The sequence below is a fragment of the Sulfuricurvum sp. genome, from assembly GCF_028688295.1.
Lineage (GTDB): Bacteria > Campylobacterota > Campylobacteria > Campylobacterales > Sulfurimonadaceae > Sulfuricurvum.
In genome coordinates, this window is record NZ_JAQTYM010000014.1 from 1 (window position 1) to 20457 (window position 20457).

At 42.8% G+C, this 20457-nt stretch carries 10 protein-coding genes; all 10 read right to left on the bottom strand.

Annotated elements, in window-relative coordinates; genetic code table 11:
* Nucleotides 1-11164, bottom strand: an 11164-nt coding sequence (locus PHR02_RS04855; protein ID WP_299989746.1) for a calcium-binding protein, incomplete at its 3' end; no start/stop codon positions are given.
* Between the two features lies 1 nt (nt 11165).
* The gene (locus PHR02_RS04860) at nt 11166-11867 is read right to left on the bottom strand and encodes a hypothetical protein (protein WP_299989749.1); all 702 of its coding nucleotides are present in this window, start codon (nt 11865-11867) and stop codon (nt 11166-11168) included.
* A gap of 13 nt (nt 11868-11880) precedes the next feature.
* The gene (locus PHR02_RS04865) at nt 11881-12450 is read right to left on the bottom strand and encodes a hypothetical protein (RefSeq protein ID WP_299989752.1); all 570 of its coding nucleotides are present in this window, start codon (nt 12448-12450) and stop codon (nt 11881-11883) included.
* Nucleotides 12447-14360: a hypothetical protein gene (locus tag PHR02_RS04870; protein ID WP_299989755.1), complete on the bottom strand. Its 1914-nt coding sequence runs from the start codon at nt 14358-14360 to the stop codon at nt 12447-12449. Before PHR02_RS04870 ends, PHR02_RS04865 begins: the two co-directional genes overlap by 4 nt.
* Nucleotides 14350-15390 carry a hypothetical protein gene (locus PHR02_RS04875; RefSeq protein WP_299989757.1) on the bottom strand — a complete coding sequence of 347 codons (1041 nt, stop codon included), beginning with the start codon at nt 15388-15390 and terminating at the stop codon, nt 14350-14352. The genes PHR02_RS04870 and PHR02_RS04875 overlap by 11 nt, the downstream gene beginning before the upstream one ends.
* Entirely contained in the window at nt 15391-15582 is a 192-nt protein-coding gene (locus PHR02_RS04880; protein WP_299989759.1) for a hypothetical protein, read from the bottom strand.
* 56 nt (nt 15583-15638) lie between these two features.
* Nucleotides 15639-16388, bottom strand: a complete 750-nt coding sequence (locus PHR02_RS04885) for a glycosyltransferase family 2 protein (protein ID WP_299989762.1) — start codon at nt 16386-16388, stop codon at nt 15639-15641.
* Nucleotides 16385-17017, bottom strand: a complete 633-nt coding sequence (locus PHR02_RS04890; protein WP_299989765.1) for a hypothetical protein — start codon at nt 17015-17017, stop codon at nt 16385-16387. Before PHR02_RS04890 ends, PHR02_RS04885 begins: the two co-directional genes overlap by 4 nt.
* A complete protein-coding gene (locus PHR02_RS04895; RefSeq protein ID WP_299989768.1) occupies nt 17014-18327 on the bottom strand; it encodes an HlyD family type I secretion periplasmic adaptor subunit in 1314 nt (437 codons plus the stop codon). The genes PHR02_RS04890 and PHR02_RS04895 overlap by 4 nt, the downstream gene beginning before the upstream one ends.
* A 5-nt stretch (nt 18328-18332) precedes the next feature.
* Nucleotides 18333-20435 (bottom strand): type I secretion system permease/ATPase, encoded by a 2103-nt coding sequence (locus PHR02_RS04900; protein WP_299989771.1) that lies wholly within the window; start codon nt 20433-20435, stop codon nt 18333-18335.
* Between the last annotated feature and the right edge of the window lie 22 nt (nt 20436-20457).

A 20457-nucleotide genomic window follows, 5' to 3' on the forward strand; every position in this document is an offset into this window, starting at 1 on the left:
TACTGAACGCTCCTTTACTCGAAGCGTTGAGTACTTCGTAGACCAATGCTCCGCCGATCGGATTGGTGACGTTGAACACTCCATTACTGGAAGTATCTTCGAGAAGACCCGAGGTACTATCAGACAAGGTTGGAGCGGATACGCGAACATCGAAATTCAATGTTTGGGTAATCATTCCTCCGTTACCGTCGTCGATCATGATTATCGCACTGTCTGTACCCATATAGCCATCCGCTACCGAGTAACTCCATGCGCCGTTTGCATCGATACTCAGTGTTCCATGAGAGGCTTCGGTCGAGACAGTATAGGTGAGGACATCGCCGTCGATATCTGTTGCTCCTACTTCGCCACTAAACACTCTAACATCTTGCAAGGTGTGAGACGTTTCGCTTTGGGCTTCAGGGGCATGATTAACTAATGCGGTTATTGATACGTTTGTTCCATTGGCGAATACTACCGATTCAAAAGGATTGTTGTCATCAAACGCACCAATAATTCGAAGTGTATCGCTTAGTTCTTCAAAACTTTTGCCCTCTTCTTTAATGGCAATCAGTAGATCATTACCTTCTTCTTTAACCCAAAGATCGTCTCTACTGATCCCCTCTTTGAAGAAAATGGTATCGTTACCTGAACGGGTCTGCCACCATTCGCCAATACCCTTATCAGTGATGGTATCATGCCCTGACCCACGACCAAAGAGATAAACATCATCACCAAACCCGCCATTTAGTGTATCATCACCTCCTGCACCGTCGATAATATCATTACCGCTTCCTGCATGGATAGTGTCATCACCTTCATTACCATTCAAAATGCGATCTTGATCATCCACGAAGGTTACGTCATCATCTTCGGGAGTAAACAATAACGCTTCAAACTCACTACTGCTAAGTATTGTTGCATCACTAAAGCCAAAAAACTCAATCGTGTTAAACGGCTTATAATAGTCTTGAATACGTAATACATCATCAATAGAGTCTTTTAGGGTGATCAACAGATCAAATCCCTCATTTTTTACGATCAAATCATCCGCAGTAATCCCCTCGCCGAAATAGACGGTATCCGTACCGCCATCAACACTATATTCATGCTCTATCTTACTCCAACGTGCCACTCCATCACTATCAGTGACATAGCCATATTGTTCTTGAACAGCCGTAGCATTGTCATAAATAGTGTCATGAGCATCTCCACGACCGAAGAAATAGGTGTCATTACCTTCGGAACCTTCAAGTGAATCATCTCCTTGACCTCCGATAAGGGTATCATTCCCCTCTGCACCGATAAGATCATCATCCCCATCAAGTCCGAGAATAAAGTCATCCCCTTTATTTCCGATCAAGGTATCTTCATCATTGGTACCGATAAGCATACCGCCCTCACCTAATGCACTAATCGCTTCACCTTCTTCAGCAGCTTTTGCGTGCATAACATCGATTAGCGACATCACATCACCATCACCGAAAGAAATCGATTCAATCCGATTCGCACTCAAAAACCAATCTTTGATCGTTATGACATCGCTCAATTCATCAAATTGTTTTCCATCTTCTTTGAGGGCTATATAGAGATTATTATCGTTTTCAAACGAACGTACGATAACATCATCGTATGCAATCCCTGCACCTAAAACGATATGATCATCTCCGGCACTATCAGCGCCACCAAATGCATCTTCGAAAATCATATCTTTTCCGAAACCGCGATTGAAGAGATAGGTATCATCTCCCGCTCCACCGAAGAGAAGATCGGCGCCTTCCTCTCCGATTAGTGTATCATCTCCATCACCGGCATCTAAAGCATCATTTCCTGCTCCTCCATAAAGGGTATCATCAAATCCGAATGTACTAACTACATCGCTGCCACCGTTTGCATGGATAATATTGGCTTGATCTTTAAATCCGTCATACACATCATCGTCTTCGCTACCCATCGCATCAAGGATATCTTGTGAGCTCCATAAGTTGCCGTCACTAAACAAGATCGTTTCGATACGATTTTCGGGGCTGTACCAGTTTTTGATTAGCAACCCGCCATCGATACTCATCTCTTTGTCGCGGATTAAAATGTCATCACTACCTTGCACCCATGTAATTCGAAGAGAATCCGGCGATATTCCTGCACCCATACGGATCGTATCTATTCCGGAATTGTCCTCAATCGTATGCATTCCACTCAGATTGACGACATCATAGATATCGTCTCCATCCCCTGCATTGATATAGTTCCCCTCTTCAAGAGAGCGGATGCTATCATCGCCATCGGTACTCATAAGAGCAATAACTTCTTCTGCCACCAATAGGGTTCCATCCGTAAAGGCAAAACTCTCAATTCGGTTCTTCGCGGTATACCATCCGCTCAAACGAACCGAAGTTCCTTCGAGTTCGATAATTAAATCATCTCCCTCATACGATAGATTTAACATCTCGGCGGAAATGCCCTCTGCAAATTCTATACGGTCAACCCCACCTGCATCAATGACTCTATTCGCCCCGACATAGGTACCGATCCGATAAGTATCATTACCCTCTTGTGCGTAATAAATCGTGTCACCACCATCATCCACATCAAATGTCGATCCTTCTGACACCCCTTTAACTTCACCGCCTTGAAGATTAATCATATCATTGACATTAAAAATTTCCCCGTTTGCAAATGTCAATGTTTCGATACGATGCTCAGTGCTATACCAATCGGTTAAAGTGATTTCACTCCCTTCTACCCAGATTTTCAAATCATTGTTGTCATACCAAACCTGAATATACTCAGAGGTAATACCCTCCGCAAATCGGAGAGTGTCCGTACCGTTTTGATCAAATACTATATCATTACCCATATTGCGATCGATCATGTAGGTATCATTACCTTCACCGCCATAAAGCAGATCATTACCTTCACCGCCATCAAGAGTGTCATTTCCTGCTTCACCGAAGAGTAGATCATCTCCTGCATATCCATTCACGATGTCATCGCTTTCACGTGCCATGATGATATCGCCGATATCGGTTCCTTCCATCGCATCAACATCCGGAGTCCCATAGTAGATCACACCGTCTGCATCGACACGACTCAATATCTCATTTAATTCCATCGTTGAACCATCCGCAAAACGGAACCGCTCAATCCGACCACGCTCATTAAACCAATCACTTACAGTAATGGTGTCTACAAGATCATTATCCGTTTTTCCATCTTCCAATAGAGAGATTATGAGATTATTATCTACTTTTTGTAAATTCAGATCCTCTTTTGTAATCCCAGCACCAAATATGATCGTATCGAAACCGCCATCTTCACTAAAGAGATCATGAGAGTCTCCACGGCTATAGAGATAGGTATCGTTGCCTTCTCCTCCGCTAATCGTATCCTCTCCACTTCCACTATGCAGGGTATTGCCTCCTTCGGTTCCCAATACAGTATCATCCTCATCTGTCCCGATGAGCGAAACGATTTGATGATCACTGAGGATAGAGCCATCATTAAATACAAACGATTCGATTCGGCTGTCACTATCGTACCAATTTGCTAAAATCAATACGTCAGAAGGATCATCCGAATATTGGATAACCAAATTGGCATTCATCAACGTATTGAAACTAAACCCATCCGCATTTGCATCGTATTGGAACTGCTGCATCAATAGATTATTTTCAGTATGGTTCATCAAATCACCGTAAAATTCAATACGAACTTTCAGATTTTCTTTGGTAATCCCCTCTCCGAAAATGATTTTATCGGTACCGTACATATCGAGGATCGCGTCACTGCCATCTCCGATATTGACGATATAAGAATCATTGCTTTCATACGTATAAACATTATCGGCACCCTCTCCTGTTGAGATGATTGTTTCTTCATTGTATCGCGCGGTTAGGAGGGTTGAACCTGATCCCATCATTATCGTAGATTTTTCACTACCCGCAACATCAGCATACGATGATCCTGTCGAATTTATCTCTATGCGATTTTCACCACCGTTAAATTCCAAATAGCTTCGTTTGACATCTCCTAGACGGAGGCTATTATCCCCTTCTCCAAACGATCCGTAAAGCGTATCGGTGCGGGAGATCGTAATATCATTATCTCCATCACCTAGCAAAAGAGAAATAGTATCGTTATAAATGGTTTCATTACCATAGTAATAGCTACCACCATAATACTCTTCACCACCGTAATATACAACGGCAGTCGCTAGCACATCATCATCGGTATCCACACCGACCATTTGAGTAATGATATTATCTCCATCACCTAATTCAATCGAAATATCATCCAAATCTGCACTTAGCAGGATCGAATTATCTCCCCCACCGACACCGATATCAAGCACTCCATCTCCGTTTAAAACAGATATTTCATTATTGCCATCGCCTAGAGATAGTAAACTCTGCATCGCATAGTCATTATCACTTCCTTCTTTACCTATCATAATGGTATTTGTCCCATTACCTAGATCAAGAGTATAGTCTTGCGCTGTATCAGAGAGTGTAATCGCATTATCGCTATCGCCTAATGCAATATTAAGATCATTAGCTTCCCTAATGACAGTCAACTCGTCAGATTGCATATATTGATCGGTAGTCTCATCGTACACCCATTCGTAATAACTATTTTCGATATCAACATCTTCAAGCTGAATAATATCGTTAAAACCATGGGCTGCATTGATTGTAACAGAATCAATATCTGCACTAAAATTGATAGTATTATTTCCACTTCCCATTTGAACATACAGATCATCATCGCCGTTAGCCACGGTAATAGAATTATCTCCATCCCCAACGGAGATCGTACTATTTCGTTCAATCGAATCATATAGCAAATCGCGTGAGAGTTGTTCCCCAATTTCCACCACATTATTACCGTCTCCAAAACTAGCTTGAATTCCCATCCACGATGTATCAAAATCGTTCATTGTAAATCGGTTATCCCCATTTCCCATATGCAGATAAACATTTCCCTCGCCGCCATAAAGGGCTTCATATCCATCATCAAGCTGGTCGAACGTATTATCTCCATCTCCGAAATCACCATAAAAATTTAAATATCCGTCTGAAAAATATAAAACCGAATTATTACCATCCCCTGCTGCAATATTGTCCCCAGATCCGACATCGATTATATTATTACCATTTCCTAAACGAAGGGTTGAAAAAGATTGTGTCGTATCAATGGTGTTATTGCCATCTCCTGCTAAAAGTGTATTCCTCCCATCTCCCATATTGATGACATTTTGACCATTTCCAACGTTCAGCGTCTTATTCCACCCCGTTCCAGCATCGATTTTATTGTCACCATCTCCAACTGATAACAACTCACCATCCCCACTTCCCATACTAACCGTATTATTTCCGTTGCCGATGATAACTGTATCGTTCCCTGCTTTTGCATTAATTATCAAACTATCATCAATCGATACCGTCGGATTGATGGAACGCAGATAGGTTAGATCAATCCGGTCATTTCCATCAGTACCCTCATACGTCGATATCAAGCTGCGTGGATCAATAATCATATCATCTACAAATTCGAGATTCTCGATACCGTAATCATTTAAGCCGATCTGTTTAAAGTAAATTTTATCACTGAGTTCATCAAATGGCTTGCCGTCTTCTTTCAATCCGATAATCAGATAGTTGTTATCTGCATGAACTTCAATATCTTCTACGGTGATTTCGCTGCCGAATGCTAAAGTATCTATTCCTGCTATATCAGTGATATGGTCAACTCCATCTCCACGATTAAAGAGGTAGGTATCATCTCCTGCAGCGCCGTGGATGGTATCATCTCCTCTCAACGCGTCGATGGTATTATCATGCTCCAGATAACGCAAGTAGTTGTTTTCATCGTCTCTAGGTTGCAGTTCGGTAATGTCAAATGTATCGAGGATGGTACCATCTTCAAATACGAAACTCTCTATCCGATTATCATCTGTATACCAATTTTTGAGAACAATTTTATCACTCAGTTCATCGAATGATTTTCCATCTTTTTTGAGCGCAATAATCAAATCGTCACTTTCTTCATCCGCCATCACAACAATATCATCTTCTGTGATGTCGCTACCAAACGATAGGGCATCTATGCCCGATACATCGATAAGCGTATCAATACCATCTCCTTTTTCAAACACATAAGTATCATTGCCTGCTCCACCATTTAACGTATCATTACCCATACCACCGATTAAGATATCATTCCCAAGTCCTGTATTTATGACATCATTACCATCTCTGAGGTCCAGTGTTACATCTGTCGTAGTATCAACAAGATGTACAGTATCGGCATCGTCGGTACCTTGAGCATTGACGATATCGTTGATATCCCATCCTGTGCCATCGGAAAATTTGATATTTTCGATACGGTACTTGCTGTCAAACCAGTTTTTAAGGGTGATTTTATCGGTGAGATCAGCGAATGCTACTCCATCCTCTTTGATCGCTATGATCAGATCGTTACTGTTGGCTGAGGCTTGAACGATAAGATCATCTGCTGTGATTCTATCACCGAAATAGAGGATATCCTCTCCTCCATCTTGCGCAACAGTATAGTTTTTGTTCCAATAGTAAGGTTGATAATTTTCAACATCGGTGATAGTATCTATACCATCGCCACGGTTGAAAATATAGGTATCATTACCGCCACCGCCTTGGAGTATATCATTTCCGGTACCACCGTTGAGCGTATCGTTTCCGATGCCTAAAGTTATGGTATCGTTCCCTGCACCAGATGAGAGGCTCAAAGAGCTTTCGTTCCATGTCACTGTATCATTCTCATCACTGCCGATCAGAGAGAGGATCGATTCGGCACTGCTTAGTACCGTTCCATCGCTAAAAGAAAAATTCTCGATTCGACTGCCCGCACTAAACCAATCTTTTATAACGATACTGTCGCTAAGATCATTTATCAGGGTATTCGTCTCTTTGATCGCTACACGAAGGTTATTCCCCTCTTGTCGTACAACAAGATTATTTTGGGTAATACCGTCTGTAAAGTGGAGCGTATCGTTTCCGGCACTGTCGATGATAGTATCCGATCCGTCTCCTTTGGTAAATACATACGTATCATCTCCCTCTCCGCCACTTTGTGTATCGTTACCTACTCCGCCAATCAATGTATCGTTACCGAGTCCGGTATTGATAATGTCGTTTCCGCTATCTCCGTATACAATATCATCTGCCGTACCGGTAGAGATATAATCATCTCCTCCTAGCAAATGAATATCGATTGGCAGCGTCATATCAATCGGACGAATGATATCATCCGTTTCAGTTGCCTGTGTGGCGATAATATCGTTAACATTCCATACGGTTTTATCAGCAAAAGAAAAATTCTCTATACGACTATTAGCATCAAACCAGTTTTTGAGAGTGATTTTATCGCCGAGTTCCTCGAAACTTTTTCCCTCTTCTTTGAGTGCAATAATTAAATCTTTTCCGTTTGAGGCTACTTTCGTTTGGATATCGTTTGCTACAATCCCCTCTCCAAATATAAGAGTATCATTGCCAGCATTACGTGTTAGAGTATAAGATGAGTTCCAATAGTAAGGAGCATAACGATCTTCATCGAGTATCGTATCGGCTCCGTCACCGCGATTGAAGATATAGGTATCATTTCCGGTACTTCCACTGATGGCATCATCGCCTTCTCCTCCGATTAGTGTATCGTTTCCGCTTCCTGCATTGATAGTATCATCACCCTCACCGCCATTCAGTGAATCATTACCCTGTCCTATTGTGATCGTATCGTTTCCAGAACCAAGATCAAGTGTTGTATCTGCATTGGTATCGATCAAGCGTAACGTATCAGCTTCATCCGTCCCCTGATGAGCTAAGATTGCATTAACATCCCAAGTTGATCCGTCACTAAAGGTAAATGTCTCGATACGATTATCAGCATTAAACCAACCGCTAATCGTTAATTTATCGCTGAGTGTACTAAATGTTTTTCCATCTTCTTTTATTGCGATAATCAAATCGTTACTTGCAGGAGAGACTTTAATCATGATGTCATTTGCTGTAATACCCTCACCAAATTGCAATGTATCCCCGTTGATCGAACCATAATCTCTGATCGTTTTTAACCCCGTCCCGCGATCAAAGGTATAAATATCATCTTTTAATAACCCATCAGCGATCAACTGGATCGTAGCAAAGTCGAGTGTTTTATCATCCAATATAAAACTTTCGATTTTTCCGCTATTCATTCCACTATTGATTACTATAGACCCGCTTTCCATCTCAGGGTCAATGGCATCTTTTATTGTAATAACCATATCATTACCGACTTTTCCTACACGGATATCTTCAAATCGTATTCCGCGAAGCTCCAAAATATCCGGTGTATATCCAACATTACCACCATCAATGATCGTATCGTGTCCATCTCCATAGTTGTAGATATACGTGCTATTACGTGCTGTACCGACGAGAGTATCATTTCCTGTACCGCCGATGAGGACATCATGACCGTAACTGCCATCATCGCTATTTGTAGTATTGGCATAAAGCGTGTCATCACCTTCATCCCCATAAAGAATATCACTTCCTCCTTCTCCATAGATGATATCATTTCCTGCTCCACCGTGGAGCTCCTCGTGACCGGTAGCATTACTGTAAACATTAGAGGCGGATTTTCCGTAAATGATGTCATTTCCTTCTCCACCGTACACGGTTCCCGAATCAGAAGCATAGAGAGTATGATTCTCGCTACCCCCCTCTACGGTTCCTGCATAGCTACCGCTAATAACACCGTTGGCTTCTACAGCATAGGTCACTCCGTTGGTGCTAAGGAGGCTTTTAAATGTACTATCACTTAAGAGTGCCGTATCGAGATTGGATAGCGTCTCCAATCCGTCACGATGGATCAGAGTTGCGAGGAGATTGGAGGCGGTTGTTTTATCCTCACTCGTTCCTGAAGTGAGGGTTTCGTTCAATCTACCAAAGAGCCCTGCATAATCAAATGAGCCATTGGTGACGTCATACGCCTCTTTCCCGTAGAGTTGTTGTACGAGGAGAGTCGCGAGTACGGTATCGGTGAGGGTGTTGATAGCATTAGTCATGTAATTCGACATCTCAGTACCGATGACATCAGAAGTCGTTTTACCATCCACATTCATAGTGAAGTTTTGTCCCCAGAACGATTCTAAAATCGCAACATCACGTGCGTAGGCAAAAATACGGTGACGCATAATCGGTTGAGGAGAATTGTAATTATGGTTGGTAATGTATTGCTCACCCCGCGTTGTAGTAGCAGAGATATTATCGGTATGTGTCCACAGAGCGAGGATGTTTTTAACGTCTCCTAAGAGTGAATCATAGGTTGCGGTGGTGGATTTGGTGAGGAGTGCTGTAACGGCGGATTCTAGTGCCGTGTTCTCATTCATCGCCACGGATAGGTTCTCTGCTCTGCCTGCTCCACGGAAATCAGGGAGTGCGGCAACAGTGTCTTTTATGGTTATGTTGGTATCACGTGCAGTGTCTTGTGCATTGGTCATAAACCACACGTCGTTGATGGTTTGGGTAGTACCGTCGGTAGTAGTAAAGCTAGAGGTTTGATTGATAGCGTTTCGCTCTTCGATGGTATCGGTGTTGGTGGAATAGTTGAGATTGATAGACGCAACCCCGAGTTCGCTCAGGGTATGGAGTTCTCCTGTGTCGGTTACTCCGTCACTGTTAGCGTCTTGCCAGAGGCTTAGGGTATTGTAGATATTATCTTTGGCATCTATCACTCCGTCTTTGTTCTCATCGTATTCTCTCAGTGCCTCGAAACCGTTAGCGGCTTTGGTTCCGTTTTTTAGGATCGTGTTGTTTCCGAAAAGTTCGCTTCCGTTGTTGATCTTACCGTCTTTGTTTTTATCGAAGACCAATAGAGCGTCGGTACTTTGCACCCATCCTGTACGTTGTCTCACTCCGTCGTTATCGAGATCGAAGTAGGTGGAGGTTTCGGAGACAAATGTTGAAGTTACACCATCCCCGTTTAGATCGAGGACTAGAGGGGATGGAAAATCGGGTTTTGGGGTTGGTTTCGGGCGAGGTTCATCTCCTAAATATATCCCTAAATCTCCATTTACAAACTTTTGGATGGTGAGGATTTCGCCGCTCTCTTTTGTAAATGTCAGGGTTCCATTATTGAGGGTGTAGGTTCCTCCGTTTCCTTCGTATACCCCTTTCTCTCCTTCTTTGCTTTTTCCTCCGGTTAGAATTCCCCCTTCGAAGGCGACTCGTCCGCTGCCGTCGGAATCCATGAGGGTGTCACCGTTACCGGAGATGTAGGTGTCGAAGCCGTCTCCACCATAGAGGTAGTCGGTGAAGGCGTCGACTTTATCACTATAACCTCCAAACAGAGTATCGTTTCCTTTACCTCCTTCTAAAGTATCGCTTCCACCCATCCCGTAAAGAGTATCTTTACCTCCACCACCTATAAGTAAATTATTAATTTCTCCACCGATTATAACATCATCTATTGAACCGTTGATCGTTGCAAATTTTCGACCTTCAATTGCCATAAGTGCTAATTCATACGCTGGATTACCAATACCATCGATCACATCAATATCATGAGGACTATTAACTCTCGAATAGCCTCTGACCCAACTACTCTCGCTTGTGAAATTGGAAATACCGTGTCCCAATGCAGCAGTCAAATTTTCATCTTGCAGCATATACGTTTTACCTATCATTTTACTTCTTGGAAAAACGCTAACGGGATCGTTCATCGTGACATAGTTGGTTATATTGTCATACGAACCGCCTGAAAACTCATTTCCTATACCGTATGCATTGTATGTCAATGTCTCAAATCCAGTGTTTGCTCCAAAATATTGTGCCAATGCCCCGCCCAGAGAATGTCCTACAATCGTCGTATTACTTGTGGTTAAGCCAAATTGATTTATCCATTGAGATAGTTTCACACCTGCAGGCGTAAACTGATCTGCGAGACCTTCCAAATAAGTTGATACTCCCATTTGGAGGTCAGTAATAGCATCTGCGACAGAAGCTGTTCCTCTAAAAGCAACAATTGTACGATTTCCAATTTGCAGTAATGCCATTTGCAAATCGGTTGTTGGATCTGTATAAAAAGCTAGTACATTACCTCCTACTGCCAAATCACTATAAACTTGACTTGCTATTTGCGCCCCTTGCAATGCTGTTATAGATGCCATCTTATTTTTCTCCTTGTAGTGGTTGTTTCATTGGTTCTGCCATTTGTTGGAAATTTACTTCAAACTCTTTTTGTGAATTAGGAAAAAATATAGCTTTTTCCGTAGAGCCTACAATATTTTGTTCTATAGATCCTACAATTTTTTGAGTTGAGTCTTCACAAAAATAGTGAGTATAATCACTTGAATCATGATGTTCATAGTTACAAATAAAATTCAATGGGCTCCTTGCCCTTATTAATTCACTTTTAAAGTCAAAAGCGTGTGTACCACTTTTTTTTGTAGAAAATCCTACTCCATATGATGCTCGATTTGTATCTTTATGAATAGTTACTATACCTATCTCACCTATTTGCCAATCACAAACACCATACTGATAGTAATCGTTATATATATTTATCTCATAATGATTATCTAACATTGTCGCATTCATATCTACATTTTCATCTTGAGCAAACCGCGCCCCTGCAAGCCAAACTACATTATCACATTTTGGATTGGTTGCTATATAACGCACGGAAGCCTTTATGTAATAACTTTTTGTGTCTAACGGAAACTTACCGTATATCCTCACTTTCTCTTTCGGATGAAGATTGATATCAGGAATTTTATTGGAATCGTAAATTATCTTTTCAATTCCCCACTTTGCTAAAAATAGCAATGGAATTGCTACAATAGTGTATTTAATGACTTTTTTAATATTCATGTTCTTCATCCTTTCATTTGATCAATTCATAATATGGAGCATTCAAGCCTTTATCAGCAATATTTATTTCTAGCTCTTTTTGTGAATTTGAAACTTCCTCAAAACCGATAGAATGAGTATTACTCACAGCACATGTCACTCTTTTCCCTAAGCGTTCATCTTCATGCGTACAATTTATCTGACGTTTAAACACTGTACTTTTCTCCGATAGGTTTAGCATCGCTATTCCACCTTGACTATAAAATTGGCATTGAAATTCTGGATTAAACGCTACCACATTCCATGTAGATAACATTTGTGTGAAATAGTCCTTATAGACAATCGCCTCATATGATCCATCTTTTTTAAGATTAGTCGGCACTTTAATCCACTGAGTTTGTCTCATTCCAAATGAATCATTGGGGGCATATTTAACATTAAATAGTAATTTGCACTCTTGTCCGAATGAGGTTTTGCCATAAATTCTCATTTTATCGACAGGATGAAAGTTGATATCGGGCATTGCACTTTCGGCTGCGCACTTTGCTAAAAATAGTAATGGAACTGTTATTAAGGTGTATTTGAAGACTGTTTTGATATTCATGCAACTACCTTGTTTTGGATTTTAGATTGAAAGCTTACGTCATTGATGCTTTGGGTAGTACCGTCTGTGGTGGTAAAGGTAGAGGTTTGGTTGATCTGATTTCGCTCTTCGATGGTATCGGTGTTGGTGGAATAGCCGAGGTTAATAGAGGCAACGCCCAGTTCACTCAGGCTATGCAGTTCTCCCGTATCGGTTACTCCGTCACTGTTAGCGTCTTGCCAGAGGCTTAGGGTGTTATAGATATTGTCTTTAGCGTCTATCACTCCGTCTTTGTTCTCATCGTACTCTTTGAGAGCTTCGAAACCATTGGCGGCATTGGTTCCGTTTTTGAGGGTGGTGTGATTACCGAAGAGTTCGGAAGCATTATTGATAATGCCGTCTTGGTTTTTATCGAGGGCTAAGAGTGCGTCGGTTGTTTGTACCCATCCTGTACGTTGTTTTACACCGTCGTTATCGAGATCGAAATAGGTGGAGGTGGAGGAGATGAATGTCGATGTTACGCCATCACCGTTTAGGTCGAGGACGAGTGGGGATGGGAAGTTAGGGTTTGGAGTGCTTGGTGTCGGTAAATCATCCGGCTCAGGGTTCGGCATCGGTGGTGGGCAGGATGCTCCGGGGTCTTTACTGGTTAGGGTGATTCCTAGGGAGCCGTTGACAAACTTTTCTATAATTAGTGTTTCGTTTGTTCCGTCTTTGGTAAAGGTGAGTTTACCGCTTGAGAGTTTGTAAACTCCTCCATCTCCTCGGTACTCTCCATCACCGTTTGGTTTGCATCCAGTTTCGGATACGCCTCCTGTGAGTTTGAATCCTTCGAATAATACTCGTCCGTTATTATCGGTATCTTTGATCGTGTCGCCATTACCGCTGTAGTAGGTGTCGTAACCTTGTCCGCCGTCCATATAGTCAGCTCCGCCGTTACCGATCAGGGTATCGGTTCCGCCATTATGATCGATAATCACATCATCTTGCATCGATCCTGCTATCGTATGGTTGATAACACTGTTGACGATAGTGCCTGCATCGACGAGAACTTTGGTAGGATAGAGAAAGTCGATACGTCCATCATCGACTAGCCATGTGTTGAGCATTACCAGTTCTTTGGTCGTCATGCCGTGATTTTTTGCAATCAGTGATAAGGAGTAATCGTAGCTATTAGTTCCAACGGTATAAATACCGAAGCTACCCATATCGAGTTTTTCACCCACTTTGATATTAATTTCAGAGAGGAGAAATGAAACGCTGTCGATATGGCTTACTGCATTTCGTAGTTCGATCTCGGAGAGGTTGCGGATGTCGAGAACTCGGGTGCCGATGGTGAGTTGTTGGGCATTTGTCTTTTTCAGGGTAATATCGGTTAACCCTTGTACATCTGCATTCTCAGAAATAGTGGCTTTTTTGGTGGTTGAATTGTGGCTGAAAACCTGACCTGAATCTACAAATGAAGCTAGTTTATTTGTGTTTTCATGAATAAATAATCCTTCAATTGCTTTTGTCGTTAAAGTTTGAGCATACTCTGAAGTCGTTTTTGTTACTGCATAGCCAGAAGCAAGTCCAAAAGTAAGTGCTCCATAAATCAACGCTGGATTTTTAGTAAGAATGGCAGTGGCAACAGTTGCTGCTAAAGTAATACCAATTGTTTGTTGAACCCCGTAAGCAAATACTGCTGCTCCAACAACCTGACCAGCTATTTCAGCATATATACGTGTTTTTCCATCAGGATCTTCTTTATGTTTATATACCACATCTGTGGCAAATATAGTATTTCCACTAGTATCGCATATTCCCATAGTGATTACATACCCACTGGCACCTTTTGTTTTTTGAAGAATATCTGCAGCTGTTGCAGCGTCACAAACTTCTTTTTGTACAAATTTGAGGTGTTCCGCCATTGTTGTATTGCTATCTGCCATTGTTAACTCCTTGGATAGTTTTGATTAAATTTCGATTTAGATCATTTAGCTTACATTCATTAGATACTGCTTCTATAATAGCTGATGGAAGTTTTTGAGGTATTCTTGGGGATTCCTTCATAAAGGCATGAGCAATACGCTGTAAATCGTCATCTTTTATCTGTTCAGGATGACTTGCCCAACTATATAATGAACTTGTTAGTCTCAAATATTCCGTCAGTTCAGGACTATCACATAATATCTTTGGAATATTTACATTATAAATTAATGACCAAATAGTCATTCCCAACAAGTGCTGTTTGTTATATTCAGACGGTCTATCGATATTTGTAAAAGAATATTTTTTTAAACTATTATCATAAGCACTATAGATTTTAATAAGTTTAGAAAATGTATTGGTATCTGTATAAAAATTTTCAAATTGCTGATCATTGCTGTCTCCATCATACATTTTTTCAATATTATTACAATACCCTTGAATTAAATATGTCATTAAAATTGCTGGTGAATGCGCAAGTTTTTCTGATTTAACTCCCTTAATTCCATATTTATCTAGCTTAATGATATAGGTATACATTTTCTCACGAATAGCACGTTGTGTCGGTTTATCTAGCGTTTCAATCACCATACTTTCATCTTTTCTCATCTCAACACTAAAACCATACATTCGACCGTAATTTTGAAGCCACCACATAGCATCTTCGGCATTATCAGGAGGCATGCTAGCTTCCCCTTTTTCAAAGAGATAATCTCGTAATAATAGAAATGGCTTAAGTAGTGGACTGTCATAGTCGATAGACAAAAATTCATGCGGTAGACCTATCCAAACAATATAAACAGTGCTAGCATGCAGAAAATACGAAGTTGCTTCGGGATTGACCGATTGGTCGGCATGAAACTCTTTTTTAAGTGCTGGGTAAAAGTGGAAGTGAATAGCGATAATTACTAAAGGAGTGACAATAAGAGCTATCAACCATTTGGGCAACTTCCTTTTTTTGAGCTGTTGAGTTTGAAGTGTTTCTTGTTCCATTTAAGCTGCCTTTTGTTGGATTTTAGATTTAAACCATACGTCGTTGATGCTTTGGGTAGTACCGTCGGTGGTGGTAAAGCTAGAGGTTTGGAAGATACGGTTTTGTTCTTCGTAGTCTGTGGTTTGGGTATAGTCTAGGTTTATGGATTTGACACCTAATTCGCCAATCCAAACTTGATCATAAATCACCATTTTTTACTCCTTTTTATCTTCTTTTTTATATCTACAATCTATATTTTTATTTCTGTTCATGAAGTATCTCTTCCGTTTGAAGAGGGATGATGATGTTGCTTGTGTAGTTTCAAGCTCCCGCTCCCATACCGTGCATTTAGCATTGCCATCTCCAAATAGCGGATAGATTGTTGCGGATCAATCTGCTCCAACTGGCAAAATCTTGCTATCGTCTGAACATGTCTCATCCTATGATGAAACAACGGTTTAGAATTTTGGATCGAAGCGGGATGTTTGTGATAGATATAGTTGACACTCGGATGAACGCTATGCGTGTGTTGGTTGTGCAAGGCTCTCAGAGTAAATAGGACATCTCCATAGACATTTTTATCTTCTGCCGATGGATATTTGAGCCATATCTCTTTTTTGGTGATCAGGGCATTGCAGATAGCTCGCGGGGCAAGAATAAGTTCGTCTACGGTTAAATCAACAGGAGCCTTGACACGATTCAGCCGTCCGAAATAGATATCGGTTTCGATCTTTTCAGGTAACTCCAATAACACATCATCCGCATCAACACGGCAGATGTACTCTCCGCTTGCCGCTTTGACACCAATATTATGAGGTAACCCGTCGTGTCCGGATTGGTAAGGGGTCTTTAGATACTTAAAACCTGATGTTTTTGCCATCTGAACCGCTAGGCTATCTGAAGAGCAATCATCGACGAGAATCACCTCGTAGGGGCTTAGCTTTTTAAGTGCACGTAGACACTCGGCAAAGAGATGAAGAGGCGGATTATAAAACGGGACGACAATGGATATAGTCATACTATTTCTCTCGCTGCACGAATTGTTTGACATGGTTTACATATTCCGCAGTAATAGATAACCCCGTGTTCATCTTTTTGTGGTCTTCGACATGACCATGTCATATCAACCAATTCATCGGGTAACGCAGCAATCATCTGAGATTTATCAAGATCCATCTCTATGAGGGGAAAAAGAATCTTTCGACTAATATGTTCTCCCAGAGGATAATCTATACTGTCACACAGTGCATTCCATAAGTTTTCAGTAACATGATTTTTTGCACGTTGTCGATTCACTTCCAATTCAAAATCACTTTTTTCCCATCCGATGGCAAGATGGACTTCTCCTCGCAAATTGGGGGCTACTTTCGCCGCCATCAAAAGCTGTGTATCACTGTCACGTCCTACATAGTGTTTAAATCCTATGTCACAACGTGATTCACTGTAATCAAACGCTCGGATGCTACGGCAGTACTCTACGATTTTACGGCTTGCTGTATCTTCCTCTTCCCATCGCGGTTCACTGGGATAGCGTAACGAAATATGGTGGGCGTGGATCGCATAATCAGTTTGAGTCAGATAATAATAAAGCATATAGCAAGAGTCTAGCCCTCCACTGAGCATTACGAGTACTGTTTTTTGCTTCATCTCACACTCAACCCCTCATCAAGATATTTGATCATCGGATAAATAAAGAACTCTATGACGCGGCGTTTACCCACTTTTAGCTCTGCCGTAACACTCATCCCTGCATGGATAGGGAGAGTTTTACCTTCTCCTTTCAGAGTCGTGTTGGTCGGAGTGATACTGATCTCATAGACGGGTCCCAGTTTCTCATCCTCTATGGCATCATCAGCGATGTGTTTGACGTTTCCGTGAATCAGACCGTATTTTTGGAAATCGTAGGTATCTATTTTTACCTCTGCTTCCATCGCTTTGGCGATAAATCCGATGTCTTGGTTTTGTACAGTCGCTTTGATCAGCAACGGAGCATTTTTGGGGATGATGGTGATGAGTTTCTCAGCCGGTGTAACGACACCGCCGACGGTAGTGATGAGGAGCTTGCCGACGTAGCCATCTACAGGAGAAGTAATGCTTTGTTTGGCGTTACGAAAGAGGGTCGTCTCTACTTCGGTGCGTAGTGCGGTCGCTTCTTTGGACTTTTGGGTAAGTTCGGCGAGTAGTTTGCTTCGGTACTCTTGGGTGATGAGATGGAGCTGTTCTTGCAGTTCTCGGATATGGGAATTGGATTGAGTGATGGCGTGCTCTTTCATCCGATATTGTTCTTGGTATTCGATCCGCTGGTTCTGTGCTTCGACATAATCACGTTTAGCAATAATGTCGAGTACCTCTTTGAGACGTGCTTCACGCTCTTTTGCATTGCTCAGGAGCTGTCCTAGGCGGGAGAGATCGCTACGAGAAGCGTCACTTTGGGAGCGGGTTTGGAGGATTTGCTGCTCAATCACCATACGTTGCTGCTCATATGCACTTTTAGCGGAGAGATAGGCGAGCTGTTGGGTAGCAATGGCGGCAGTGTCAGTGCAGATGGAGTTGGGGATAAAGGGTTTATCACTCACCAATGCGTTTAGCCTATCGATCTCCAGTTCGAGGAGGGAGAGGTTCTTTTGTTTAGACTCCAGATCGGTAACGGTGACGGAGGGGTCGATCTCGATGAGAACATCCCCTTTTTTGACCGCTTGCCCCTCACGGACACGGATGGCACTGATAGAGCCCGATTCGATCGGCTGGAGGGTTTTGATCTCCCCCTCTGGGACGACTTTGCCCCGTGCGCTCACCACCACGTCGATCTTGGCAAGAAAGAGCCATAATAGACCAATCACCATAAACGCTAGAATGGCATAAAGCAGACCTCTTCCTAGTGGAGAGGTAGGACGATCTTCGATCTCGACGAGGAGCGGGGTAAATTCGTGTTTGTCTTTGGTATGAAATAGTCCCATTATGTTTATAACCCTTGTTGAGTAGTAAGTTTGTAGTAATAGCCTTGTAATCGCATCAGCTCTTCATGGCTTCCCCGTTCTACGATGTGCCCTTTGTCCATTACGATGATGATGTCGCAATCTTTGACGGTACTAAGTCGGTGAGCGACGATGAACATGGTACGTCCTGTTTTAATGGTGTTTAGGTTGTTTTGAATAATACGTTCGGATTCATAGTCCAGTGCCGAGGTCGCTTCGTCAAATATGAGGATGCGGGGGTTGGTGATAAGGGCGCGGGCGATAGCGATTCTCTGACGCTGACCGCCGGAGAGTGCGGCACCACGTTCACCTACTTGGGTATCGTACCCCTCGGAGAGCTCGGCGATAAATTCATCGGCTCCCGCCATACGCGAAGCCGCGATGATATGCTCCATCGGTGCATCGGGACGACTTAGGGCAATGTTCTCTTTGATTGTTCCGCTAAAGAGGTAGTTCTCTTGGAGTACTACGCCGATATTGTTACGGAGCCATTTGGGGTTCATGTGGCGGATGTCTACTCCATCGATGTAGATCGTTCCGCTGCTAGGGATATAGAGACGCTGGATGAGTTTGGTGATGGTACTCTTACCGCTGCCGCTTCGCCCGACTAGCCCTACACTGCTTCCCATAGGGATTTCGGCACTGATACCGTTGAGTACGGCAGGAGAATCGGGAGCGTAGGAGAAGACGATATTATCGAAATTCACACTCCCATCGATTTTAGGGAGAGTGATCGCTTTGTCATTAGTCTGCTCTGTAGGGGTGTTGAGGATGTCACCTAACCTATCGACAGAGAGAAGCGTTTGTTGAAACTCGTTCCATAGGTTCACCAGTCGCAACACGGGTCCGGTAAATTGTCCCGCGAACATCTGAAACGCGATGAGCTGTCCGACACTGAGTTTACCCTCCAGTACCAACGTTACCCCCATATAGAGCATCGCTATCGTCATGAGCTTCTGTAACGCTCCGCTCACCCCTCCGAGGATGTTCGAGAGGTTGGAGAGCTGAAATCCTGAGTTGACGTAGCGAGCGAGGTAATCTTCCCACTTGCGCTGCATCGAACCCTCCAGTGCGAGAGATTTGACTGTTTGCACTCCGGTCACCGCTTCGACAAGATAGGCGTTGCTTTGCGCCCCCATCTGAAACTTCTCTTCCAGCCGTCGGCGAAGCTCAGGGGTGATAATGAGATAGAGGATGGCGATAACGGTAACGAATCCCAACACGATGAGGGTAAGTTTGACACTGTAGAGGAGCATCACCGCGACAAAGACGACGGAGAAGAGAACATCGAGGATAAGAGTGACCGATTTGTTGGCGATGAACTCCCTTATCTGATCGAGTTCACGGACACGGGCGATGATATTCCCTACTTTACGCTTCTCGAAATAGACAAACGGCAATGCGAGGAGATGATGAAACAGTTTTGCTCCCAGTTTGGCATCGATTTTGGAAGTAGTATGGGCAAAGATGTAGCTGCGTATCAGATTAAGGATCAGCTCGAACACCGCTACGGCGATAAAGGCAATCGCGAGAACATCGAGGGTGCTCATAGAGCGGTGTACGAGAACCTTATCAAGTATCACCTGAGTAAAGAGCGGTGCGACGAGTCCGAATAGCTGGAGGACGAATGAGGCGATCAACACCTCCGCCATCACCTTTTTATATTTCATGATCGCTCGAAAAAACCACCCGAATCCGAAACGGGCATCCTGACTTAATATGCGGTGCTTGAGGACAATGCTTTTACCCGAACTCTGAGCGGCACAATCCTCATAGGAGATAATATAAGGCTCTTTACGGGTGATGTCGAATACCAAAAGCTCTTGTTTCTCGCTATTGGCTTGGATAATGCTCATATAGCTGCCATCCATCTTTTGGACGATGATCGGCATGGGGTAAGACTCGATGAGCTTTTCAATGGAGAGCTTTTTAATCCCCGCACGGAATCCCTGCGACGTTGCGATACGGGTCAGCTCTTCGATGGAAGGTTCATGCTCGCTTAGGGCGTACTCTTTGATGATGACGCGGGTATCGATGGCGATGCGGTTGAGTTTACCTGCAACTTCGAGGGCGGTTAGCGCGGAGTGCATGCCATACCCCTCACATTAAGGG